A 20,275-nucleotide genomic window follows, 5' to 3' on the forward strand; every position below is an offset into this window, starting at 1 on the left:
CACCGCCTCCGCATTCTCTGCCGGACGCCGGGACCTCGCCCGTGCCGACATTCGTCGCGCTGCTCGTCGCCTATACGGTGAGCCAGTTCTTCCGCTCCTTCCTGGCCGTCGTCGCGGCCGATATGGCGCGCGACCTGACGCTCGATTCGGCGCAGCTCGGCGCGCTGTCGGCGATCTGGTTCGCGGCCTTCGCGGTCGCTCAATTCCCGGTCGGCTATGCGCTCGACCGTTTCGGCCCGCGCCGGACGCTGGCCTACATCATGCTGGCCGCGGTCGTGGGGTCCGCCTGGCTCTCGGCCGCGACGAACTATGCCGAGGGGCTGGCCGCCATGGCCCTGATCGGCCTCGGCTGCGCGCCCGTGCTGATGGCCAGCATGTATGTCTTCGCGCGCCGCTACGCGGCCGACCGCTTCGCCGCCATGTCGACGACCGTGATCGGGCTCGGCTCGATCGGGAACCTGATCGGGGCCTCGCCGCTCGCGGTCGCCGTCGAGCGGTATGGCTGGCGGCCATCGCTTCTCGCGATCGCCGGCTTCACGGCCTTCGCCGTGGCGCTCGTCTATGCGGTGCTGCGGGATCCGCCCGCGATCGAAGCCGATACGTCGGATCAGTCGATCCTCGGCGGCCTCGCGACGATTCTGCGAATCAGGGTGTTGTGGCTGCTGCTGCCGCTCATCTTCGTCAGCTACGCGGTCGTAATCGCGACCCGCTCGCTCTGGATCGCGCCCTATCTCAGCTCGGTCCATGGGCTGGGCCCCGGGCCGCTCGGCCATGCGGTGCTGGCCATGGCGATCGCGATGTCGGTCGGCGCGCTCGCCTTCGGCCCGATCGAGCAGCGGCTCGGCCCCAAGCCGACGACGATAGCCGGAGCCGCGCTTTGCGCCGCGGCCTTCCTTGCGCTCGGCTGGTGGGGGGAGACGAGCGCAGCTCTGTCCATCGTGCTCCTGATCACCGTCGGGGGCGCCGGGATCACCTATGCGATCCTGATGTCGCATGCCCGGCTGTTCATGCCGCCCTCTCTGATCGGCCGCGGCGTCACGACGATGAACTTCGCCTTCATCGCCGGGGCGGGCCTTCTGCAATGGCTGTCCGGCCGCTTCGTCCAGGCCGCGCACGAGGCCGGGACCCCGGATGCGCTCACCTACGAGCGCCTGTTTCTCCTGTTCGGAGCGCTCCTTTTCGGCACGATCGTCATCTATGCCTTCGCGCCGCCGCGACCTCGGGAGGTCCGGGGGCCGCAGGCATCCGGGGCTATTCTCCCGGTGCCCGGGCCTTGATGGCGAGGGCGTGCAGTCCACGGCCGAAGGCGTCCGCCAAGGTCGCATTCACGATCCGGTGCCGCTCGACGCGGCTCTTGCCGGCGAAGGCCGCCGACACGACATCGATCCTGAAATGGGTCTCGCCGCTTTCCCGCCAGCCCGAATGGCCGGCATGGAGATGCGACTCGTCCTCGACCGACACCGAGACCGGCGCGAGGTCGCGCGTCAAAGTTTCGACCATCCAGTTCCGTAACGTCACGTCAACGCTCCCCGACCGTAAGGTCGCAGCCGGCGGGCTTGCCCGAACCGCGCTCGTCCACCCATAATCGACCCGACATGGATCTCAATTCGCCATTCTTCGACAGCATCCGGATCAAGCCGTCCTGCGACGAGCCGCGGCCGCGCAGCGAGCCGGTTTGCGACCAGAAGGGCTGCTCGGCCGCCGGCGCGCATCGGGCCCCGAAGGGACGCGGCCACGAGGGCCAATACTGGCGCTTCTGCCTCGACCATGTGCGCGAGTATAACAAGACCTACAATTATTTCGCCGGCATGCCGGACGACGACGTCGTCGCCTATCAGCGCGACGCCGCCATCGGCCACCGTCCGACCTGGGACATGGGCGTCAACGGCAACCGGAAGCGCCGCGACGGCGGTCCCCCGCCGGGCGAATTCGATTACCTCGACCCCCTCGGCATCCTGCGTTCGTCGCGTCCCGCCCATGCGCGGCGCGCGCCCGAGGCGGAACGCCCGCGCCGTCCGGGCCCGGTGCTCAAGGCGCTCGAGACGCTGGGACTCGAGGAGAATGCGGATGCAGCCGCCATCAAGGCGCAATACAAGTCGCTCGTGAAACGCTTCCACCCGGACGCGCATGGCGGCGATCGCTCCTTCGAGGACCGGCTGCGCGACATCATCCGGGCGCATGACACGCTGAAAGCGGCGGGTCTGTGCTGAGGCGGACCGGCCGGGGCGGTCGCGGCCGGCAAATTGCACGGTCCCGAGTGCGGGGCTAAGACACCGAGGCGCGCGGCCGGCCGGCCGCCGAGACAGGCGCGGCAGGGCTTCCGGCTCCAGGCCCTCCCGCAATGAGGCGATCTATGCTCAGCACGAAAGAGACCGCGCCGGCCGTACCGGACATGAAGGTGTCCGTCCGCCAGGTGTTCGGGATCGATTCCGATCTCGAGGTCCCGGCCTATTCGACGTCCGAGAACCATGTTCCCGATACGGATCCGGATTACATCTTCGATCCGCCGACCACGCTCGCGATCCTGGCCGGGTTCTCGCGCAACCGCCGCGTCATGGTCACGGGCTATCACGGCACGGGGAAGTCGACCCATATCGAGCAGGTCGCGGCGCGGCTGAACTGGCCCTGTGTGCGCATCAACCTCGACAGCCACGTGTCCCGGATCGACCTCGTCGGCAAGGACGCGATCGTCATCAAGGACGGGCTGCAGATCACCGAGTTCCGCGACGGCATCCTGCCCTGGGCCTACCAGAACAACGTCGCGCTGGTCTTCGACGAATATGACGCCGGCCGTCCGGACGTGATGTTCGTGATCCAGCGCGTTCTCGAATCCTCGGGCCGCCTGACGCTGCTCGACCAGAGCCGGGTGATCCGCCCCCACCCCGCCTTCCGCCTCTTCGCGACCGCGAACACGGTCGGGCTCGGCGACACGTCCGGCCTCTATCACGGCACCCAGCAGATCAATCAGGCCCAGATGGACCGCTGGTCCATCGTGTCGACGCTGAATTATCTCGCCCACGACGTCGAGGTCGACATCGTCCTGTCCAAGGCCCACCATTACCGCACGCCCGAGGGGCGCGACATCGTCAACAAGATGGTCCGGGTCGCGGACCTGACCCGGAACGCCTTCATCAACGGCGATCTCTCCACCGTCATGTCGCCCCGCACCGTGATCACCTGGGCCGAGAACGCGGACATCTTCAGCGACCTCGGCTTCGCTTTCCGGGTGACGTTCCTCAACAAGTGCGACGAGCTCGAACGCGCGCTCGTGGCGGAATTCTACCAGCGCAGTTTCGGCAAGGAACTGCCGGAGAGCGCCGTCAACGTGGCGCTGACCTGAGGCGCCCCGATGATGAAGGTCCAGATCGAGCCGACCTACGGCGTTGTAAAACACTACGTCGCAGTCGGTCCCAAAGATTTCAGCCGCCGGTAGGCGGGCCAGCCTGGGAGGTCGGAATGGTTGCGACCACAAAGTCGGGGCAGAGCTTGAGCGCCGCTCACGGCTCGAGCGACCTCTACGACCTGGACTACGTTTCCTGGATCGATCGGCAGGTCACCCTTCTTCGGGCGGGACGGCTGACCGAGATTGATGCAGAGAACGTCGCCGAGGAGTTGAGCGATTTGGGCAAGGTGCAGTTCTATCGCCTGCAAGGCTCGCTCAAGATCCTCGTTATGCACATGCTGAAATGGGATCAGCAGTCGGAGCATCGCTCCGCCTCCTGGGAGGGGACGATCCGCGAGCACCGCCGTCGGATCAGGCGGCTCGTCGATAAGAATCCCGGACTCAAGCCGAGGCTGCCGGAGGCGCTGGCCGAGAGCTACGAGGATGCTCGCGGCTGGGCATCCATAGAGACCGGCATTCCCGATGACGATTTTCCCGCCGAGTGCCCTTACGTCTGGTCTGACGTCATGGATCGCGTCTTCGCAATGGATCGGAAGCTTTAGAACGTGTCTCGGCTCGAAGTGTCACAGCTCGGGGATACGCGATCGTCGCCCGATTCCGTCGAAGCCCTCTTCTTCGACGTCTTCGGCACGCTCGTCGATTGGCGGACGACCATCGCCCGCGAGGTCGCGGGGCTCGGACGCGGGATCGACGGCGAGGCCTTCGCCGATGCCTGGCGGGCGGAATACCAGCCCGGCATGGAGGGCGTCCGGGCCGGCAACCGGGGCTATGTGCGGCTCGACATCCTGCATCGCGAGAACCTGGACCGCATCCTGCCGCGTTTCGGGCTGGACGATCTCGACGACCCCGCGCGCCAGCGCCTGAACCTCGTCTGGCATCGGCTCGATGCCTGGCTGGACGTGGAATTCGGCCTGTCGCGCCTGCGCCGCAGGTTCAAGCTGGCGCCAGCCTCGAACGGCAATATCGCGCTGATGGTCGATCTTGCCCGGCACAATAATTTCGGCTGGGACGCGATCCTCGGCGCGGAGATCGCGCGCGACTACAAGCCGAAGCCCGAGGTCTACCTCGCGGCGGCGGACGCCCTCGCGCTCCCGCCGGAGCGCTGCATGATGGTCGCCGCGCATTCCTATGACCTCGCGGCTGCGGCCGCTTGCGGCCTGCGGACGGCTCATGTCGCCCGGCCGGACGAATACGGGCCGGCGACCGGCGAGGCGGGCCCGACGGTGCCGGTCGACGTCGCGGCCGGCAGCCTGTCGGAACTGGCGGAGCGCCTCGGCGCATGACGATCTCGAACCGGAAACCCGGCGACCGCAAGGAGACCCCGAACGAGCCCCTGAAGCGCTCGATCGCGGGCTGCATGCGGGCGCTCGCCCGTCGTCCGGACCTCGAGGTGAGCTACGCGTCCGATCGGCCGTTGCTCACCGGCGAGAAGGCGAGGCTGCCGGAACCGCCGCGCCGGGTTTCTCCCGAGGACGTCGCCATCGTGCGCGGCCATGCCGATTCGATGGCGCTTCGGCTCGCCTGCCACGACGCCGCGACCCATCGGCGGCTCGCGCCTCAGAGTCAGGCGGCTCGGCTCGTCTTCGACGCCGTCGAGCAGGCCCGGGTGGAAGCGATCGGCGCGCGCCGCATGGTCGGGGTCGCGGACAATCTCGCCTCGATGATCGAGGACCGCTACCATCGCGGCGGCAAATACGAGGACATCACCGACCGGGCCGACGCGCCGCTCGAGGACGCGGTCGCGCTCATGGTGCGCCAGCGGCTGACCGGCCGGAAACCGCCCGCGGCCGCGGCCAAGATCGTCGATCTCTGGCGCGACTTCATCGAGGAGCGGGCCGGCCGGGATCTCGATGGGCTGTTGACGGCCCTCGAGGATCAGCGCGCCTTCGGCAGGTCCGTCCGCGATCTCCTGTCCTCGCTCGACATGGCGGACGATTCCTCCTTCGACCGCGACGAGGACGATTCGGAGGACGAGGGCGAGTCCGACCCGTCCGAAGGCGGGGAGGGCGAATCGGAGGAACGCGCCGAGGGCGAGCGGGCCGAGCTCGACCTCCAGGACGAAGCCGCCGACGACATGGAGGAAGGCGCAACCGAAGCGGCCGATTCCCCCTCGGGCGAGATGCCCGAGGAATCGGACGATACCGATGCCGACGAATCTTCGGAGGCCTGGCGGCCGCCGCCGTCCCGCCAGAACGAGACGCGCGGGCCGGAATACCACGCCTTCACGACGAAATACGACGAGGAGGTCGACGCCGAGGACCTGTGCGACGCCGACGAGCTCGCGCGCCTCCGGGCCTATCTCGACAAGCAGCTCTCCCATCTGCAGGGCATCGTCGGCCGTCTCGCGAACCGGCTGCAGCGGCGGCTTCTCGCGCAGCAGAACCGGTCATGGAGCTTCGATCTCGAAGAGGGCATTCTCGATCCGGCCCGGCTCCCCCGCATCATCATCGACCCTCACCAGCCGCTCTCCTTCAAGCAGGAGAAGGACACCGAATTCCGCGACACGGTGGTCACGCTTCTCCTGGACAATTCGGGCTCGATGCGGGGGCGGCCGATCACGGTCGCGGCGACCTGCGCCGACATCCTCGCCCGGACGCTCGAGCGCTGCGGCGTGAAGGTCGAGATCCTGGGCTTCACGACGCGGGCCTGGAAGGGCGGGCAGTCGCGCGAGAGCTGGCTCCAAGGCGGCAAGCCGGCCAGTCCCGGCCGCCTGAACGACCTCCGGCACATCATCTACAAGTCGGCCGATTCACCCTGGCGGCGGGCGCGGCGCAATCTCGGCCTGATGATGCGCGAGGGCCTGCTGAAGGAGAATATCGACGGCGAGGCGCTGCACTGGGCCCATGAGCGCCTGCTCGCCCGGAGCGAGCAGCGCCGCATCCTGATGGTCATCTCGGACGGCGCGCCGGTGGACGATTCCACGCTCTCGGTCAATTCCGGCAATTATCTCGAGCGCCATCTTCGCTATGTCATCGACGAGATCGAGACTCGCTCGCCCGTCGAGCTGATCGCGATCGGCATCGGCCACGACGTCACCCGCTATTACCGGCGCGCCGTCACGATCGTGGACGCCGAGGAACTCGGCGGCGTGATGACCGAAAACCTGGCCGCCCTGTTCGAGGAGGCCGCCATGCCGGCCCGCGGAGGACGGCGGCGGGCCCACGCCTGAGGGCGGAACGATCCATGCCGTGGCTCCGACCGTGACATGGCGTCCGCCTCCCCATCTGCGGGCTGTTCCGCACCCATCCCGCATGATCCTTCTTGTTTCGGCTCGAGCGCGTCCCCGCCGATGATCACAGACAGCGTGCTCGACCTCGCCGTCGAGAAGGGGTTGATCGCACCGGGTCAGGCTGCCGCTTTGCGCAGCCTCGCGCGGCAGGAGGAGCCGGAGCTGCGGCCGGAACCGGTGGACGAGGAGCGCCTGCGCTTCGTCACGGGCTTCGCCGACATCTTCGTGACGCTGGGCCTGGTCCTGTTCCTGGGATCGGCCGCCTATCTGATCGGCCGACATCTGTCGGACGGGCCGACCGCTGCTCTCGTCGCGTTGCTCGCCTGGGCTCTTGCGGAATTCTTCACCCGCCGGCGCCGGATGGCGCTGCCCTCGATCGTGCTTCTCGTCGTCTTCACCTCGGCCGTGTTCCTGGCGCTGGTCGCGGCTCTCGGGAGCGAGCCCGGCCAGGCAGGGCCGCGCCTCGGATGGCTGGACATCGTGGTCCGGCCGAACCGCGATCCGCTGACGAGCGCGCTCGCCGGGCTCGCGACCGCCGCAGCGGCGGCGCTGCATTATCTCCGCTTCCGGGTGCCGATCACGATCGCGGCCGGGGTGGCGGCGCTCGCCTTCATGGTCCTGATGCTCTTCTACGTGGGCGCGCCCGACCTGACGGCGCGCCTCGCCAATCCGATCCTCCTGGCGCTCGGCATCGGGGCCTTCGCCATCGCAATGCGGTTCGACCTCGCCGACCCTGCGCGGCGAACACGACGCACCGACATCGCCTTCTGGCTCCACCTCCTGGCCGCCCCGCTGATCGTGCATTCGCTGTTCGACATGATCGGGGTCGGGCGCGGCCTGCTGCCTCCGGGAGCCGCGGCCATCGTGCTCGCGATCTTTCTTGCGCTCGCGATCGTCGCGGTCTTCGTGGACCGGCGGGCCATCCTCGTCTCCGGCCTCGTCTATGCGGGCGTGGCCTTCGCCTCGCTCATCCGGAGCGTCGGCCTCTCCGACACCACGACGCCGGTCACCATGCTGGCGCTCGGCGCCTTCGTGCTCCTCCTCAGCGCCGGCTGGGCTCCGCTTCGCAGGGGCCTGCTCGGCTTCGCGCCCGAGGGCCTCGTCGCCCGGCTCCCGCGGCCGGTTTCGCCATGACGCAAGCCGAGCCTGGCCGCCCGGAGGGCGAGTGCTACGGCTTCCAGCTCCTGACGCCAGATCATCTGCCGCTCATCCGGCGTTGGCTGGTGGAGCCGCATGTGTCCGCCTGGTGGACCGATCCCGAGGAGCAATATGATCTCATCTCGGGCGACCTCCAGGATACGCGCGTCGAGCAATGGCTGCTCGTCCTCGACGGGCGGCCGATCGGCTACGCCCAGGTCTGGAAGCCCGAGGATTGGCCGGGAAACCCCTTCTCGGACCAGCCCGCCGGGACCTGCGGCATCGACCCGTTCATCGGCGAGCCGGACCACGTGGGACAGGGCCACGGCAGCTCTTTCCTGCGCCTTCTCGCGGACCGCCTCCTCCAGGCCGGAGCACCCCGGGTGATGATCGACCCCGATCCCGACAACCACCGCGCCGTCCGGGCCTATGCGAGGGCGGACTTTCGGTCCATCGAACTGCGCCACACCGAGGACGGACCGGCTCTCCTGATGACCCGGGACACGAGCGACCCCAGATAGGGCCATGACCACCTTTTCTCCCCGCGAAATCGTCTCCGAACTCGACCGCTTCATCGTCGGCCAGCAGGACGCCAAGCGCGCCGTCGCGATCGCGCTCCGCAATCGCTGGCGCCGGCAGCAGGTCGAGGGCCCGCTCAAGGACGAGATCGCGCCGAAGAACATCCTGATGATCGGGCCGACCGGCTGCGGCAAGACGGAGATCTCCCGGCGCCTCGCGAGGCTCGCGGGCGCGCCGTTCCTGAAGGTCGAGGCGACGCGCTTCACCGAGGTCGGCTATGTCGGCCGGGACGTCGAGCAGATCGTGCGCGACCTCCTCGAGGTCGGGATCGGCCTCGTGCGCGACGAAAAGCGCCGCAATGTCGAGGCGAAGGCGCATCTCGCGGCGGAAGACCGGGTGCTGGACGCGCTCGTCGGCACGACGGCCTCGCCCGCGACGCGCGACTCCTTTCGCCGGAAGCTCAGGGCGAACGAACTCGACACGAAGGAGATCGACATCGAGATCGCGGGCGGCGGCGGCGCCTCCGGCCTGCCGATGTTCGACATCCCGGGCATGCCGGGCGCCTCCATGGGCGCGATCAACCTCTCCGACATGCTGGGCAAGGCCCTCGGCGGCGGCCGGCCGAAGGCGCGCCGGACGACCGTCAAGGACGCCTACGGGCCGCTGATCGCCGAGGAATCCGACAAGCTTCTCGACCAGGATGCCCTCGTCCAGGAGGCGATCCGGCAGGTCGAGAATAACGGCATCGTCTTCCTGGACGAGATCGACAAGATCTGCGCCCGGTCGGAGGGCGGCCGCGTCGGCGGCGACGTCTCGCGAGAGGGCGTGCAGCGCGACCTTCTGCCCCTGATCGAGGGAACCAGCGTCTCGACGAAGCATGGCACGGTGAAGACCGACCATATCCTGTTCATCGCGTCCGGGGCCTTCCACGTCTCGAAGCCGTCGGACCTCCTGCCCGAATTGCAGGGCCGACTACCGATCCGGGTCGAGCTCAACCCGCTCACGATCGACGATTTCCGCCGCATCCTGACCGAGACCGAGGCGTCTCTGCTGAAGCAATCGGTCGCCCTGATGGCGACGGAGGGCGTCGATCTCGTCTTCACGGAGGATGCCGTCGAGGCTCTCGCCAAGATCGCGGTGCACGTGAATGCGAGCGTCGAGAATATCGGCGCCCGTCGCCTGCAGACCGTCCTCGAACGGGTGCTGGACGACATCTCGTTCACGGCGCCGGATCGCTCGGGGGACGCGTTCCGGATCGATGGCGCCTACGTGCGGGCCCAGGTCGAGTCGCTCTCCGAGAACACGGATCTGAGCCGGTTCATCCTGTAGCCGGCTCGCGGAGGTCCTTCGGCGCCTCGCGCGAAGGTGCCCGACCCTGTCGCGCGAACTCTGTCCGCGTGATCCAAGATCGATGATAAGGAAGCGTGCCGCGTCGTGGCATCTGCCGCTGGCGGAGCAAGTTCGGACATCATTTGCGGCCTCCAGCGAAACAGAGCCTCGCCTCACCGGAGACCCGGCCGGACGATCCCGACACCTCGCTCCGACCGCTCACGCTGACCGAGTTCATCGGGCAGCGAGCGGCCCGCTCCAATCTCGGCGTCTTCATTTCGGCCGCGAAGACGCGCGGAGACGCGCTCGACCATGTGCTCTTCGTCGGGCCGCCGGGCCTCGGCAAGACGACCTTGGCCCAGATCGTGGCCCGTGAGCTCGGGGTCAACTTTCGTTCGACCTCCGGTCCGGTGATCGCCCGGGCCGGAGACCTCGCCGCGCAATTGACCAATCTCGACGAGCGCGACGTGCTGTTCATCGACGAGATCCACCGCCTCAACCCGGCTGTCGAGGAGATCCTCTATCCGGCCATGGAGGATTACCAGCTCGACCTCATCATCGGGGAAGGGCCTGCGGCCCGCTCGGTCAAGATCGACCTGCCGCGCTTCACCCTCGTCGGCGCCACGACCCGGGCCGGCCTTCTCACCACCCCGCTGCGCGACCGTTTCGGCATCCCGATCCGCCTCGAATTCTACGAGGTCGCCGAACTCGAGCTGATCGTGAAGCGCGGCGCCCGCGTGATCGGGATCGGCATCTCGGAGGACGGCGCGAACGAGATCGCCAAGCGGTCGCGCGGGACGCCCCGGATCGCCGGCCGCCTGCTCCGCCGCGTGCGGGATTTCGCGCTCGTCGATGGAGCCGCGACCATCACGCGCGACATCGCCGACAAGACGCTTCGGCTCCTCGACGTGGACGAGGTCGGGCTCGACCTGATGGACCGGAAATACCTGGCCGTCATTGCGAAGAATTACGGTGGCGGCCCGGTCGGGATCGAGACGATCGCTGCGGCGCTGTCGGAGCCGCGCGACGCGATCGAGGAGATCATCGAGCCGTTCCTGATCCAGCGCGGGCTCCTGGCCCGCACCCCGCGCGGCCGCGTCCTCACCGGCCATGCCTTCCGGCATCTCGGCCTCACCGAGCCGAAGCGCGATCCGTCGCTGCAATTCGGGCTGTTCGGCGACGCCGAGGACGAGTGAGGCGAGCCGGCCTTCAGGCCGGCTCCCGGCCTTCAGGCCGGCTGGAGGCCGATGCGGTCGTCGCGGCGCCGCAGCCAGGCGAGCGCCGGGATCGCGATGAGGACCATCCAGAGCTTGCCGACGATCTGGCCCGGCAAATAGGCCTGGCTGCCGAAGGCGAGCTGCAGGAAGATCGCGGAATCGATCGCGAGGCCGACCGTGCTGGACAGCACCACGGCCCATACGAAATGGCGACGCTGGAGCGGCGTGTAGACGAGGAGGTCGGCCAGTTCCGAGAGGAGAAAGGCCGTGGCGGAAGCGACCACGATCGCGGCCGGGGCGAGCACCATCGAAATCAGCCCGCCGACAGCGATGGCGACCACGCCGGCCCAGAAGCCGAGACGCCGCTGGACGAGGTCGCGGAGCACGAGGGCCAGGCCGGCCATCACGACGCCCGAGGGTGCCATCAGGCCGGGCGCGACCGGGATGAGACAGGGTCCGGCCGGAACGCAGGTCGTCCCGACCTGTCCGATCATCCAGTTCGCGACCGGGATCGTGAGGGTGAAGGCCGCGAATGCGGCGCAGCCTTCGATCAGGCGCTGGCGGGCGAGAAGCATGGGCGGAGCCCTTGCCGCTCGGGCACCCCGTTCGTCAAGCCGGCAAAGGGGGACCGGTCACCGCGCGATGCGCGTCCCGCTGATCAGTTTCTGGATCTTATCGAAGACCGGATCGAGCTGCGACATGTCCTGCACGTCGAAATACATGTCCGGCGACGTGGCACATTCCCGGAGCAAACTCGCGTTGCCCTCGATGATCCGGGCCGTGAAAACCTGGATCTTGTCGGCCTTGACGCTGTCGCAGACGCGGCGCGTGCGGGCGTCGATTTCCGTCTGGCTCTTGGACCAGCGGTTCTGCGTGTTGTCGCCGTCGGTCATGAAGACGATGTATTTGGAGAGATTCTTGGTGTTGCTCGGCGCGGCGTTCGTGACCGGCTCGGACCGGGTCAGGACATGGTAACCCCAGGCTAGACCGATCGTGGTGTTGGTGTTGCCGCTCGCCACCATGCCGGAGATGGCGTTGTGCAGCGCCCCGAAATCCTGTGTCAGCGGCATGATCGGGGCCAGGCTGCAGGGAGCCGACCGGCTCGTATCCGCGCTGAAGGCCGTGGCTCCAGCATTGGGCGGCGTGTCCAGCGCGTCATGCGGCTGATCCCGGTCCCAGACGCAACCGGCCTTCGAGGGGTCGTTCGTCCAAAAGGTCTGCGACGCGGAATCGACCCAAGAGGACGTGCGCAGCGCGCCCAGATTGACATTCGTGTCGAACGGGACGAGCGCGATTTTTAGGGCTCCGGGCTGCATATTGCCGGCCTGCATTTTGTCGACGAAGCGGTGGGCGGCCGCCTTCAGGGTTTCGAGCTTGTTCAACGCGCTCATCGAACCGGTATTATCGAGGACGAGGGCAAGCTCGAGCTTGTTGTCACCGAACAGCGCCTCAGCCGAGCTGCTGACCGGTCTCTTGTTGACGCCGATCACGTTCGAGAGCGTCATCTTCAGGTTGCCGGCCGCGTCGACGCGGACGCGATCTTCCGACAATGTGACCTTGACGACCAGATCCGTCAGCTGGTCGACGTCGAAGGTGTTCTTGAGATAGCTCGTCGCGAGCGCGTCCGGCATGGCGTAGTTGCCGACCTGCTCCCGGTTTCGCGCAACGAGCAGGGCCGCCGCGTCGACGGCCCGCTGCAGACCGGTCTGGACCAGAGCCATGCGGGAATAGTCGAAGGCCACCCCGGCGACTCCGACGAGGACGATCGCCAGAAAGCCGAACATCAACGCCACGCTGCCGCGGGCATCACGCTCGAAGGTCCGGAAAAGGCTCGCCAGGCGGCCGCGACAGTTCATGATCGGACCATTTTACCCGCGACCCGTTACGGTCGGGTTTCCGGCTCATGGGCAAACGGCGCTCTTCTGGTCACCGCAATTCGGGCAGGTCGGCCGACTTTTCGAATTGCCACTTCCGCCAGCCCTCGGCGCGGAGCTCGCAGGCCGGGCACTGACCGCAGCCATAGCCCCAGGCGTGCCGGACGCTGCGGTCGCCTAGATAGCAGGTCTGAGTCTGTTCGAGGACCAGTTCGATCAGGGCCGGGCCGCCGAGCGCTTCGGCCAGCGCGAAGGTCTCGGCCTTGTCGCGCCACATCAGCGGGGTGTGCAGGACGAACCGGGCCTCGAGCCCGAGATTGAGCGCGACCTGCATCGCCTTCACGGTGTCGTCGCGGCAATCCGGGTAGCCTGAATAGTCCGTCTCGCACACGCCGAGCACGATGTGGCGGCAGCCGCGGCGATAGGCGAGGGCGGCCGCGAGGCTCAGGAAGACGAGGTTCCGGCCCGGCACGAAGGTCGTCGGCAGCCCGTTCTCGCCAATTCCGATCTCCACATCCCGCGTGAGAGCCGTTTCCGAGATGGCGCCGAGCACCGGCAGGGACAGGAGGTGGTCCGGCCCGAGCCGGCCGGGTCCGACCGGAATGCCGTCGAGGCCGGCCCGGATGCCGGGCCGGAGATCGAGCTCGACCCGGTGGCGTTGCCCGTAATCGAAGCCCAGCGTCTCCACTTCCGCGAAACGCCCGAGCGCCCAGGCAAGGCACGTAGTGGAATCCTGCCCGCCGGAGAACAGGACGAGGGCGCGGTCGTCGGAGAGCGTGGTCATGGGGCGGCTTGCCCGAGGCGGCATGAAGTATTACTTTACCGAAGTAGGTAATACGAGGTCGGGATGGCTACGCGTGTCACCGTGAAGGGTCAAGTGACCATCCCGAAGGCGGTGCGCGAGAGTCTCGGGATACGGCCTGGCGACGAGGTCGAATTCTACACCGGGCATGACGGGGCGGTCGAGCTTCGGCGGTCCGACCTGCTGCGACGCTTCGAGGAGACGCTCGCGGACCTCCGCCGCGATCCACCCATCAAGGGCATCACGACCGACGAGATCATGCGGATGACGCGGGGCGACGATCGTTGATGCTGTTCCTCGACTCGAACGTCCTGCTCGACGTTTTTTCGGCCGACGAGCGTTGGGGCGAGTGGTCGGCTCGCCAGATGGCACGATTTGCCGGCCGTCTGGACCGGCTTCTGATCAACGCGATCGTTTACGCGGAGGTCTCGATCAAATTGCCCAATCAGGCCGAGCTAGACCGAAACCTGACGGGCCTCGGCATTCGAATCGTCGAGCCGACGCGGCGCGCATCGTTCGCGGCCGGCAAGGCATTCGGCAAGTATCGGAGCAGCGGGGGCGTCCGCACTACGACCCTCCCGGACTTCCTGATCGGGGCGCATGCGGCCGATCTCGGCCTACCGCTCGTCACCCGTGACGTCCGCCGCTACCGAACTTACTTTCCGGAACTCGAACTCGTCACGCCCTAGTCGAACAAGCTCGACACGCTCGATTCCGTCGCCGTCCGGCCGATCGCCTCGCCCATCAGGGGCGCGATGGAGACGACCCGGATGTTGTGGGCGACCTTCACGGCCTCGGTCGGCAGGATGGAATCGGTGATCACCATCTCCTTCAGGCGGGATTTCGCGATCCGGGTCACGGCGCCGCCGGACAGCACGCCGTGCGTGATGTAGGCGTAGACCTCGCTCGCGCCCTGAGCCAGGAGCGCGTCGGCTGCGTTGCAGAGCGTGCCGCCTGAATCGACGATGTCGTCGACCAGGATGCAGGACAGGCCGGCCACGTCGCCGATGATGTTCATCACCTCCGACTCGCCAGGCCGCTCCCGCCTCTTGTCGACGATCGCGAGCGGCGCATCGATGCGCTTGGCGAGGGCCCGCGCCCTGACCACGCCGCCGACGTCCGGGGAGACCACGACCTTCTGCCGGCCGCCGAGCCGTTCCTTGACGTCCCTGACCATCACGGGAGCGCTGAACAGGTTGTCGGTCGGGATGTCGAAAAAGCCCTGGATCTGCCCGGCATGGAGGTCGAGCGTGAGGACGCGGTCGACGCCGGAATGGGTGATGAGATTGGCGACGAGCTTGGCCGAGATCGGCGTCCGGGCGGCCGATTTCCGGTCCTGCCGGGCATAGCCGAAATACGGGATCACGGCCGTGATCCGCCGGGCCGAGGCGCGCCGCAGCGCATCCGAGATGATCAGGAGCTCCATCAGGTGGTCGTTCGTCGGAGACGAGGTCGACTGGATGATGAAGGTGTCTTCGCCCCGGACGTTCTCCCCGATCTCGACGAAGATCTCCATGTCGGCGAAGCGCCTGACCTGGGCGCGGGCGAGTGGGACCTTCAGATAATCCGCGATGGCGCCTGCGAGGGGCCGATTGGAGTTTCCCGCAACAAGCTTCATCGAGATCGTTTCACGCAACGGAGGACGATGCGGGTCCGCTTGGCGGGCCGACCCGATGCAGGAACGCCCGGCACATAGCAGCGTCAGCCAAGCGTCACAATGACACGAGAGCAACGCGCTGCGGCACATCGCGATCGTCGGGCCCCGGCTTCCCGCCGCCCGGCGCGCGGCCTACATCAGCCGCATGACCCGAACCGCCTCCCAGGATGTTCCGCCGGAGGTCGTCGACGACGAGCGCGACGACGAGGAGAGCCTTGCCGAAACCGGCTCGGGCGTAGAGCTCGATTTCGCCGCCGTCCCGGCCTCGGTCGAGGCGGGCACGGCCGTGATCCGGCGCTTCTGGTCGACCCTGCCGACCTCGCCCGGCGTGTACCGGATGATCGATGCGAAGGGGGACGTCCTCTATATCGGCAAGGCCCGCTCGCTGAAGGCGCGCGTCGGCTCCTATATCCGGGACGGCGGCCATTCGAACCGCATCGCCCGGATGATCGCCGAGACCTCGAGCATGGTCTTCGTCACCACGGCGACGGAAACCGAGGCGCTGCTGCTCGAAGCCAACCTGATCAAGCAACTCCGGCCGCGCTACAACGTGGTGATGCGGGACGACAAGTCGCTCCCCTATATCCTGCTGACCGCCGACAGCGAGGCCCCGCAGATCGTCAAGCACCGGGGCTCGCGGAACCGAAAAGGCTCGTATTTCGGGCCCTTCGCCAGCGTCTGGGCGGTGAACCGCACCGTGAACGCGCTGCAGCGCGCCTTCCTGCTCCGCTCCTGCTCCGACAGCTATTACGAGAACCGGACGCGGCCCTGCCTCCTGTTCCAGATCAAGCGCTGCTCCGGCCCCTGCACTGGCGAGATCCCGCTGTCCGATTACGCGATCTTGGCCGAGGAGGGCCGGGCCTTCTTGTCCGGCCGCTCCTCGGCCGTGAAGGAGCGGCTCGCGACCGAGATGCAGCAGGCCTCCGAGGATCTGGAATTCGAGCGCGCCGCCCGCTACCGCGACCGGCTCGCGGCCCTTTCCGCCGTTCAGTCGACGCAGGGCATCAACACGCAATCGCTCGAGGAGGCGGACGTCTTCGCGATCGACGAGCAGGCCGGGCAGTTCTGCGTGGAGGTGTTCTTCTTCCGAAACCACCAGAATTGGGGCAACCGGGCGTATTTCCCGCGGGCCGACCGGTCGCACGGCACGGCCGAGGTGCTGGCCGCCTTCCTGGCCCAGTTCTACGACGACAAGCCGGCGCCCCGCACGATCCTCCTCTCGGAGGAGATCCCGGAATGCGAACTCCTGGCGGCCGCGCTTGCCGTGAAGGCGGGCCGGAAGGTCGAGCTCGCGGTCCCGAAGCGGGGCGAGCGTCGGCTCCTGGCGGAGGCCGCCTGCCGCAACGCCAAGGAGGCGCTCGGCCGCCGGCTCGCCGAGACGAGCTCGCAGGGCAAGCTCCTCGATTCGCTCGGCGGCGCCTTCGGCCTCCCGAAGCCGCCGCGCCGGATCGAGGTCTACGACAATTCCCACATCATGGGCACGAACGCGGTCGGGGCCATGATCGTGGCCGGCCCATCGGGCTTCATGAAGACGCATTACCGCACCTTCAACATGCGGTCCGAGGACCTCGTCCCGGGCGACGATTACGGCATGATGCGCGAGATGCTGCGCCGGAGGTTTTCGAGGCTGGTCAAGGAGGCGCCGCGGGTGATGGCGGTGCCCCCTCCACCGCCCTTCGGGCGGTCCCCCTCCCCCGGCGGGGGAGGAGACGAAGACGGAGCCGGCGCGTTCCCCCCCCCTCGGGGGGGGGGGGACCGGGCGAAGCCTGGTGGAGGGGGTGCCCTCCTGGCCGAGATCGATCCCGACGCCTTCCCGGCGTGGCCGGACCTCGTCCTGATCGACGGCGGCAAGGGGCAGCTCGATGCCGCCCGCGGCGTGCTGGAGGAACTCGGGATCCGCGACCTGCCGCTGGTTGGGGTCGCCAAGGGCCGCGACCGCGATGCCGGTCGCGAGAGCTTCTTCATGCCGGGGCGTGCACCGATCCGGCTGCCGCCCCGCGATCCCGCCCTCTACTTCGTGCAGCGCCTGCGGGACGAGGCGCACCGCTTCGCGATCGGGGCGCATCGGGCCAAGCGCAAGCGCGACATGACCGTGAGCCAGCTCGACGAAATCCCCGGGATCGGGCCGTCGCGGAAGCGCGCGCTGCTCCATCATTTCGGGACCGTGAAGGCGATCCAGCGCGCCGGGCTCGACGACCTGATGCGGACGCCGGGCGTGAACGCGGCCACTGCCCGCACCGTCTACGACCATTTCCACGCAGGCTGATCCCCCGAGCCGGCCCTGGGCGGGAGGCCGCCATGCAAATCGGGCGGCGCATCCCGGTTGACGGTTCTGGGACCCGCATGCTCTGTCCCGGTCATGCTTGCGACGCCGGACTCGAGGGGCTCCCAGGTTTTCAACCTCCCGAACGTCCTGACCTACAGCCGCGTCGTCGCCGTGCCGATCGTGGTCGGGCTCCTGTTCTGGCCGGACGAACCCTGGGCGCGCTGGTCGGCGCTTTTCATCTTCGTCGTCGCCGCTATCACGGATTATTTCGACGGCTATTTCGCGCGAATCTACGCGCAGCATTCGCAGCTCGGCCGGATGCTGGATCCGATCGCCGACAAGCTCCTGGTCGCGGCCTGTCTTCTCATGCTGGCTGCCGATCACCGCACCATCACCGGCCTGTCCCTCTGGGCCGCGATCGTGATCCTGTGCCGGGAGGTGCTGGTTTCGGGTCTTCGCGAGTATCTGGCGGAACTGAAGGTCGGGGTGCCGGTGTCGCGCGTCGCGAAGTGGAAGACAGCCTTCCAGCTCGTTGCGATCGGCTTCCTGATCGCCGGGCCGGCCGGCGAGACGATCCTGCCCGGCACGGTCACGATCGGCCTCGTGCTGCTGTGGCTGGCCGCCGGGCTCACCATCTATACGGGCTGGGATTACCTGAAGGCCAGCATCGAGGTCACGGTCGACCAGGATTCCGGCGGAGGCCGCCACCCGTGAAGCTCGTCTATTTCGCCTGGGTTCGCGAGCGGATCGGCCTCGCCGAGGAGCAGGCCGAGCCGCCGCCCGATGTCGCGACGGTGAGCCAGCTCGCCGCCTGGCTGTCGACCCGCGGCGAGAATTACGCCCATGCCTTCGAGAATGCCGGGATCGTCCGGGCGGCGATCGACCGGGTCCATGTGAAGCCGGGCGCCTCGATCGAGGGCGCGCGCGAGGTGGCCTTCTTTCCGCCGATGACCGGGGGCTGAGGCCTCCTCACCCCTCCGGACGGGTCTTCGCCATGGACGGGCGCTCGCCGAAACCGGCGAACCACGCTGCCGCGGCGGAATGGTCCCGACGCCAGTCGAGGTCGGGAAATCGGAAATCGAGGTAGCCGAGCGCGCAGCCGATCGTGATGGTGCCGATATCGACCCGGTCGGCGGCGCTCGGGAGGATCACCTCGAAACGGTCGAGCGCATCCGCCACCTTGCCCATCTGACCCCGGCTCCAATCCGACCAGCGCTGCGGCTCGGGCCGGAGCATCGCCTCGTAGCGGGCGAGGAGGGCCGCGCCGAGCGCGCCGTCAGCGAGGGCCTGCTCCGTGATGGCGCGCCAGCGCGCCTCGCCGCTTCCGAACAAGCGTCCCCCGGCCTGTCCGTCCAGGAACTCGCAGATCACCCGGCTGTCGTAGAGCGCCATGCCGTGCTCGGTGACGAGCGTCGGCACCTGGCCGAGCGGATTGTCGGTCCGGATCTCCGCGCTGCGGTCGACCGGGCTCGCCTTGCTGGGTACGAGGTCGATACGGTCGGCGATCCCAAGCTCGTGAGCGCAGACCATCACCTTGCGGACGAAGGGCGAGGCGGCGGAATAGAACAGCTTCATCGGACGACCTCGGGGGCGGGCGTCCGGGGTTGAAACACCTGTCCGGCCCGCGCATCAAGCGTCATTCCCGAGGCGCCCGGCGCCGCAAGCTGCCGCTGGAGCCGCGATGATCTTCGGAGCCGATGTTCCCTTCGCCGAACTCTGCGGCATCCGCGAGGTCGGATCCATCGACGGGCGCACGCGGCTCCGGATGGAGGTCACCCCGGAACTCATGAACCATCTCGGCATGGCGCATGGCGGCGTCCTGACCACCCTCCTCGACGTTGCCATGGGGACGGCCGCCCGGATCGCGAGCTGCCGGCCGGTGATGACCCTCGACATGCAGGTGAGCTTCCTCGCCCCGGGCCGGGGCATGCTCCTCGGCCATGGCCATGTCAGCAAGGCAGGGCGGTCGATCCTGTTCTGCGATGCCGAGGTCACGCGGGAGGAGGATGGCGAGCTGGTCGCGCGGGCGACCGGCGTGTTCAAGACGGCACGGGAACCCGTGCCCGCTCAGAACAGCGTGTAGCCGCCGTCGATCACGAAGCTGTCGCCCGTATGGTAGCGGCTCTCGTCGCTCATCAGGTAGACGGCGATGCCGCCGAAATCGTTGCCCCGGCCCCATCGCCGCTGCGGGATGCGGGGCAGGACGGCCTCGGCGAAGCGGCTCTCGGCGATCTTGCCGACCGTCATGTCGGTCTCGATCCAGCCCGGCACGAGGGAATTGGCCGTGATGCCGTAACGGGCGAGCTCGACGGCGAGCGCCCGCATCATCACGTTCAGCGCGCCCTTGCTGGCGCCGTAGGCGACGGCGCCGGCCGGGCCGTGGATGGTCGAGGTGGACGAGGTCGCGACGAGACGCCCTCCCGGATCGCCGGCCTTGGCCCGCTCGACCATGTGACGGGACGCGGCCCGGAGGGTGAAGAAGGCGCCGTCGAGATTGACGCCCATCAGCGCGCGCCAGCTCTCGGTCGTCATCTCGGGGAACGGCGTGCGGGGCATCGAGCGGCCGGCATTGGCGAAACACCCGTCGAGCCGGCCGAACCGGTCCAGGATCTCGGCCACGCGGCGTTCCACCTGCGCCTCGTCGGAGACGTCGCAGCCCTGCACGAGGACCGGCCCGCCTTCTGCCTCGAGCCTTTCCTTCGCGGCCGCGTTCTTGTCGGGATTGCCACCCCAGACCGCGACCGTAGCGCCGGCCTTCGCGAGACCCAGCGCCATGCCGAGCCCGATCCCGCCATTGCCGCCCGTCACGAGCACCACCTTGCCGGAGAGATCGAACATCTCG

At 68.1% G+C, this 20,275-nt stretch carries 23 protein-coding genes; 16 read left to right on the forward strand and 7 right to left on the reverse strand.

What is annotated here, in order from left to right; genetic code table 11:
• The first annotated feature begins 41 nt into the window (after nucleotides 1–41).
• Nucleotides 42–1,277, forward strand: a complete 1,236-nt coding sequence (locus tag ACFE87_RS15135) for a nitrate/nitrite transporter (protein WP_375460480.1) — start codon at nucleotides 42–44, stop codon at nucleotides 1,275–1,277.
• Here the strand turns inward: ACFE87_RS15135 and ACFE87_RS15140 are convergent.
• Entirely contained in the window at nucleotides 1,252–1,500 is a 249-nt protein-coding gene (locus ACFE87_RS15140) for a BolA family protein (RefSeq protein ID WP_375460520.1), read from the reverse strand. The two genes, ACFE87_RS15135 and ACFE87_RS15140, sit on opposite strands and share 26 nt — an antisense overlap.
• A 95-nt stretch (nucleotides 1,501–1,595) precedes the next feature.
• On the opposite strand from ACFE87_RS15140, the gene ACFE87_RS15145 reads away from it, so the two are divergent.
• The 9 genes from ACFE87_RS15145 to ruvB all read left to right on the forward strand — a co-directional run bounded on the left by ACFE87_RS15145 (nucleotide 1,596) and on the right by ruvB (nucleotide 10,813).
• Nucleotides 1,596–2,210: a J domain-containing protein gene (locus tag ACFE87_RS15145; RefSeq protein WP_375460481.1), complete on the forward strand. Its 615-nt coding sequence runs from the start codon at nucleotides 1,596–1,598 to the stop codon at nucleotides 2,208–2,210.
• A gap of 143 nt (nucleotides 2,211–2,353) precedes the next feature.
• Nucleotides 2,354–3,340, forward strand: a complete 987-nt coding sequence (cobS, locus tag ACFE87_RS15150; protein WP_375460482.1) for a cobaltochelatase subunit CobS — start codon at nucleotides 2,354–2,356, stop codon at nucleotides 3,338–3,340.
• Between the two features lie 116 nt (nucleotides 3,341–3,456).
• Nucleotides 3,457–3,945 carry a DUF29 domain-containing protein gene (locus ACFE87_RS15155; RefSeq protein ID WP_375460483.1) on the forward strand — a complete coding sequence of 163 codons (489 nt, stop codon included), beginning with the start codon at nucleotides 3,457–3,459 and terminating at the stop codon, nucleotides 3,943–3,945.
• 3 nt (nucleotides 3,946–3,948) lie between these two features.
• Nucleotides 3,949–4,686, forward strand: a complete 738-nt coding sequence (locus ACFE87_RS15160) for a haloacid dehalogenase type II (RefSeq protein ID WP_375460484.1) — start codon at nucleotides 3,949–3,951, stop codon at nucleotides 4,684–4,686.
• On the forward strand, nucleotides 4,683–6,572 hold the full coding sequence (cobT, locus tag ACFE87_RS15165) for a cobaltochelatase subunit CobT (RefSeq protein WP_375460485.1): 1,890 nt from the start codon (nucleotides 4,683–4,685) through the stop codon (nucleotides 6,570–6,572). Before ACFE87_RS15160 ends, cobT begins: the two co-directional genes overlap by 4 nt.
• Nucleotides 6,573–6,692: 120 nt before the next feature.
• Complete coding sequence (locus tag ACFE87_RS15170; RefSeq protein WP_375460486.1) at nucleotides 6,693–7,766, forward strand: hypothetical protein; 1,074 nt, start codon at nucleotides 6,693–6,695, stop codon at nucleotides 7,764–7,766.
• Nucleotides 7,763–8,290, forward strand: a complete 528-nt coding sequence (locus tag ACFE87_RS15175) for a GNAT family N-acetyltransferase (RefSeq protein ID WP_375460487.1) — start codon at nucleotides 7,763–7,765, stop codon at nucleotides 8,288–8,290. Before ACFE87_RS15170 ends, ACFE87_RS15175 begins: the two co-directional genes overlap by 4 nt.
• A 4-nt stretch (nucleotides 8,291–8,294) precedes the next feature.
• On the forward strand, nucleotides 8,295–9,617 hold the full coding sequence (hslU, locus tag ACFE87_RS15180; protein WP_375460488.1) for an ATP-dependent protease ATPase subunit HslU: 1,323 nt from the start codon (nucleotides 8,295–8,297) through the stop codon (nucleotides 9,615–9,617).
• A 143-nt stretch (nucleotides 9,618–9,760) separates the two neighbouring features.
• Nucleotides 9,761–10,813 carry a Holliday junction branch migration DNA helicase RuvB gene (gene ruvB / locus ACFE87_RS15185; protein WP_375460489.1) on the forward strand — a complete coding sequence of 351 codons (1,053 nt, stop codon included), beginning with the start codon at nucleotides 9,761–9,763 and terminating at the stop codon, nucleotides 10,811–10,813.
• A gap of 32 nt (nucleotides 10,814–10,845) precedes the next feature.
• On the opposite strand, the gene ACFE87_RS15190 is transcribed toward ruvB, so the two are convergent.
• The 3 genes from ACFE87_RS15190 to queC form a co-directional block, all read right to left on the reverse strand.
• On the reverse strand, nucleotides 10,846–11,409 hold the full coding sequence (locus tag ACFE87_RS15190; protein WP_375460490.1) for a VUT family protein: 564 nt from the start codon (nucleotides 11,407–11,409) through the stop codon (nucleotides 10,846–10,848).
• A 57-nt stretch (nucleotides 11,410–11,466) separates the two neighbouring features.
• Nucleotides 11,467–12,690, reverse strand: coding sequence for a VWA domain-containing protein (locus ACFE87_RS15195; protein WP_375460491.1), 1,224 nt, complete (start codon nucleotides 12,688–12,690; stop codon nucleotides 11,467–11,469).
• Between the two features lie 70 nt (nucleotides 12,691–12,760).
• Complete coding sequence (gene queC / locus ACFE87_RS15200; protein ID WP_375460492.1) at nucleotides 12,761–13,492, reverse strand: 7-cyano-7-deazaguanine synthase QueC; 732 nt, start codon at nucleotides 13,490–13,492, stop codon at nucleotides 12,761–12,763.
• Between the two features lie 63 nt (nucleotides 13,493–13,555).
• Between queC and ACFE87_RS15205 the strand changes: the two genes are divergently transcribed.
• On the forward strand, nucleotides 13,556–13,798 hold the full coding sequence (locus ACFE87_RS15205; RefSeq protein ID WP_375460493.1) for an AbrB/MazE/SpoVT family DNA-binding domain-containing protein: 243 nt from the start codon (nucleotides 13,556–13,558) through the stop codon (nucleotides 13,796–13,798).
• Nucleotides 13,798–14,199: a type II toxin-antitoxin system VapC family toxin gene (locus tag ACFE87_RS15210; RefSeq protein WP_375460494.1), complete on the forward strand. Its 402-nt coding sequence runs from the start codon at nucleotides 13,798–13,800 to the stop codon at nucleotides 14,197–14,199. The genes ACFE87_RS15205 and ACFE87_RS15210 overlap by 1 nt, the downstream gene beginning before the upstream one ends.
• Here the strand turns inward: ACFE87_RS15210 and ACFE87_RS15215 are convergent.
• A complete protein-coding gene (locus ACFE87_RS15215; RefSeq protein WP_375460495.1) occupies nucleotides 14,196–15,128 on the reverse strand; it encodes a ribose-phosphate pyrophosphokinase in 933 nt (310 codons plus the stop codon). The two genes, ACFE87_RS15210 and ACFE87_RS15215, sit on opposite strands and share 4 nt — an antisense overlap.
• 184 nt (nucleotides 15,129–15,312) lie before the next feature.
• On the opposite strand from ACFE87_RS15215, the gene uvrC reads away from it, so the two are divergent.
• From uvrC to moaD, 3 genes are all read left to right on the forward strand, one after another.
• Complete coding sequence (gene uvrC / locus ACFE87_RS15220) at nucleotides 15,313–17,433, forward strand: excinuclease ABC subunit UvrC (protein WP_375460496.1); 2,121 nt, start codon at nucleotides 15,313–15,315, stop codon at nucleotides 17,431–17,433.
• A gap of 93 nt (nucleotides 17,434–17,526) precedes the next feature.
• Nucleotides 17,527–18,147: a CDP-diacylglycerol--glycerol-3-phosphate 3-phosphatidyltransferase gene (pgsA, locus tag ACFE87_RS15225; RefSeq protein WP_375460497.1), complete on the forward strand. Its 621-nt coding sequence runs from the start codon at nucleotides 17,527–17,529 to the stop codon at nucleotides 18,145–18,147.
• Nucleotides 18,144–18,395 carry a molybdopterin converting factor subunit 1 gene (moaD, locus tag ACFE87_RS15230; protein WP_375460498.1) on the forward strand — a complete coding sequence of 84 codons (252 nt, stop codon included), beginning with the start codon at nucleotides 18,144–18,146 and terminating at the stop codon, nucleotides 18,393–18,395. The genes pgsA and moaD overlap by 4 nt, the downstream gene beginning before the upstream one ends.
• 7 nt (nucleotides 18,396–18,402) lie before the next feature.
• On the opposite strand, the gene ACFE87_RS15235 is transcribed toward moaD, so the two are convergent.
• Entirely contained in the window at nucleotides 18,403–19,008 is a 606-nt protein-coding gene (locus tag ACFE87_RS15235; RefSeq protein ID WP_375460499.1) for a glutathione S-transferase, read from the reverse strand.
• A 106-nt stretch (nucleotides 19,009–19,114) separates the two neighbouring features.
• On the opposite strand from ACFE87_RS15235, the gene ACFE87_RS15240 reads away from it, so the two are divergent.
• Entirely contained in the window at nucleotides 19,115–19,516 is a 402-nt protein-coding gene (locus tag ACFE87_RS15240) for a PaaI family thioesterase (protein ID WP_375460500.1), read from the forward strand.
• On the opposite strand, the gene ACFE87_RS15245 is transcribed toward ACFE87_RS15240, so the two are convergent.
• Nucleotides 19,501–20,271: an SDR family NAD(P)-dependent oxidoreductase gene (locus ACFE87_RS15245; RefSeq protein ID WP_375460501.1), complete on the reverse strand. Its 771-nt coding sequence runs from the start codon at nucleotides 20,269–20,271 to the stop codon at nucleotides 19,501–19,503. The genes ACFE87_RS15240 and ACFE87_RS15245 overlap by 16 nt on opposite strands.
• Nucleotides 20,272–20,275 lie beyond the last annotated feature (4 nt).

It is taken from the genome of uncultured Enterovirga sp. (assembly GCF_964242715.1).
Lineage (GTDB): Bacteria > Pseudomonadota > Alphaproteobacteria > Rhizobiales > Beijerinckiaceae > Enterovirga.

What these genes read in the sequence shown, in the direction of transcription:
- ACFE87_RS15140 (WP_375460520.1), bottom strand. Translation starts at nt 1,500, where the DNA reads ATGGTCGAAACTTTGACGCGCGACCTCGCGCCGGTCTCGGTGTCGGTC.
- ACFE87_RS15145 (WP_375460481.1), top strand. Translation starts at nt 1,596, where the DNA reads ATGGATCTCAATTCGCCATTCTTCGACAGCATCCGGATCAAGCCGTCC.
- cobS (WP_375460482.1), top strand. Translation starts at nt 2,354, where the DNA reads ATGCTCAGCACGAAAGAGACCGCGCCGGCCGTACCGGACATGAAGGTG.
- ACFE87_RS15155 (WP_375460483.1), top strand. Translation starts at nt 3,457, where the DNA reads ATGGTTGCGACCACAAAGTCGGGGCAGAGCTTGAGCGCCGCTCACGGC.
- cobT (WP_375460485.1), top strand. Translation starts at nt 4,683, where the DNA reads ATGACGATCTCGAACCGGAAACCCGGCGACCGCAAGGAGACCCCGAAC.
- ACFE87_RS15170 (WP_375460486.1), top strand. Translation starts at nt 6,693, where the DNA reads ATGATCACAGACAGCGTGCTCGACCTCGCCGTCGAGAAGGGGTTGATC.
- ACFE87_RS15175 (WP_375460487.1), top strand. Translation starts at nt 7,763, where the DNA reads ATGACGCAAGCCGAGCCTGGCCGCCCGGAGGGCGAGTGCTACGGCTTC.
- hslU (WP_375460488.1), top strand. Translation starts at nt 8,295, where the DNA reads ATGACCACCTTTTCTCCCCGCGAAATCGTCTCCGAACTCGACCGCTTC.
- ACFE87_RS15190 (WP_375460490.1), bottom strand. Translation starts at nt 11,409, where the DNA reads ATGCTTCTCGCCCGCCAGCGCCTGATCGAAGGCTGCGCCGCATTCGCG.
- ACFE87_RS15195 (WP_375460491.1), bottom strand. Translation starts at nt 12,690, where the DNA reads ATGAACTGTCGCGGCCGCCTGGCGAGCCTTTTCCGGACCTTCGAGCGT.
- queC (WP_375460492.1), bottom strand. Translation starts at nt 13,492, where the DNA reads ATGACCACGCTCTCCGACGACCGCGCCCTCGTCCTGTTCTCCGGCGGG.
- ACFE87_RS15205 (WP_375460493.1), top strand. Translation starts at nt 13,556, where the DNA reads ATGGCTACGCGTGTCACCGTGAAGGGTCAAGTGACCATCCCGAAGGCG.
- ACFE87_RS15210 (WP_375460494.1), top strand. Translation starts at nt 13,798, where the DNA reads ATGCTGTTCCTCGACTCGAACGTCCTGCTCGACGTTTTTTCGGCCGAC.
- ACFE87_RS15215 (WP_375460495.1), bottom strand. Translation starts at nt 15,128, where the DNA reads ATGAAGCTTGTTGCGGGAAACTCCAATCGGCCCCTCGCAGGCGCCATC.
- uvrC (WP_375460496.1), top strand. Translation starts at nt 15,313, where the DNA reads ATGACCCGAACCGCCTCCCAGGATGTTCCGCCGGAGGTCGTCGACGAC.
- pgsA (WP_375460497.1), top strand. Translation starts at nt 17,527, where the DNA reads ATGCTTGCGACGCCGGACTCGAGGGGCTCCCAGGTTTTCAACCTCCCG.
- ACFE87_RS15235 (WP_375460499.1), bottom strand. Translation starts at nt 19,008, where the DNA reads ATGAAGCTGTTCTATTCCGCCGCCTCGCCCTTCGTCCGCAAGGTGATG.
- ACFE87_RS15240 (WP_375460500.1), top strand. Translation starts at nt 19,115, where the DNA reads ATGATCTTCGGAGCCGATGTTCCCTTCGCCGAACTCTGCGGCATCCGC.
- ACFE87_RS15245 (WP_375460501.1), bottom strand. Translation starts at nt 20,271, where the DNA reads ATGTTCGATCTCTCCGGCAAGGTGGTGCTCGTGACGGGCGGCAATGGC.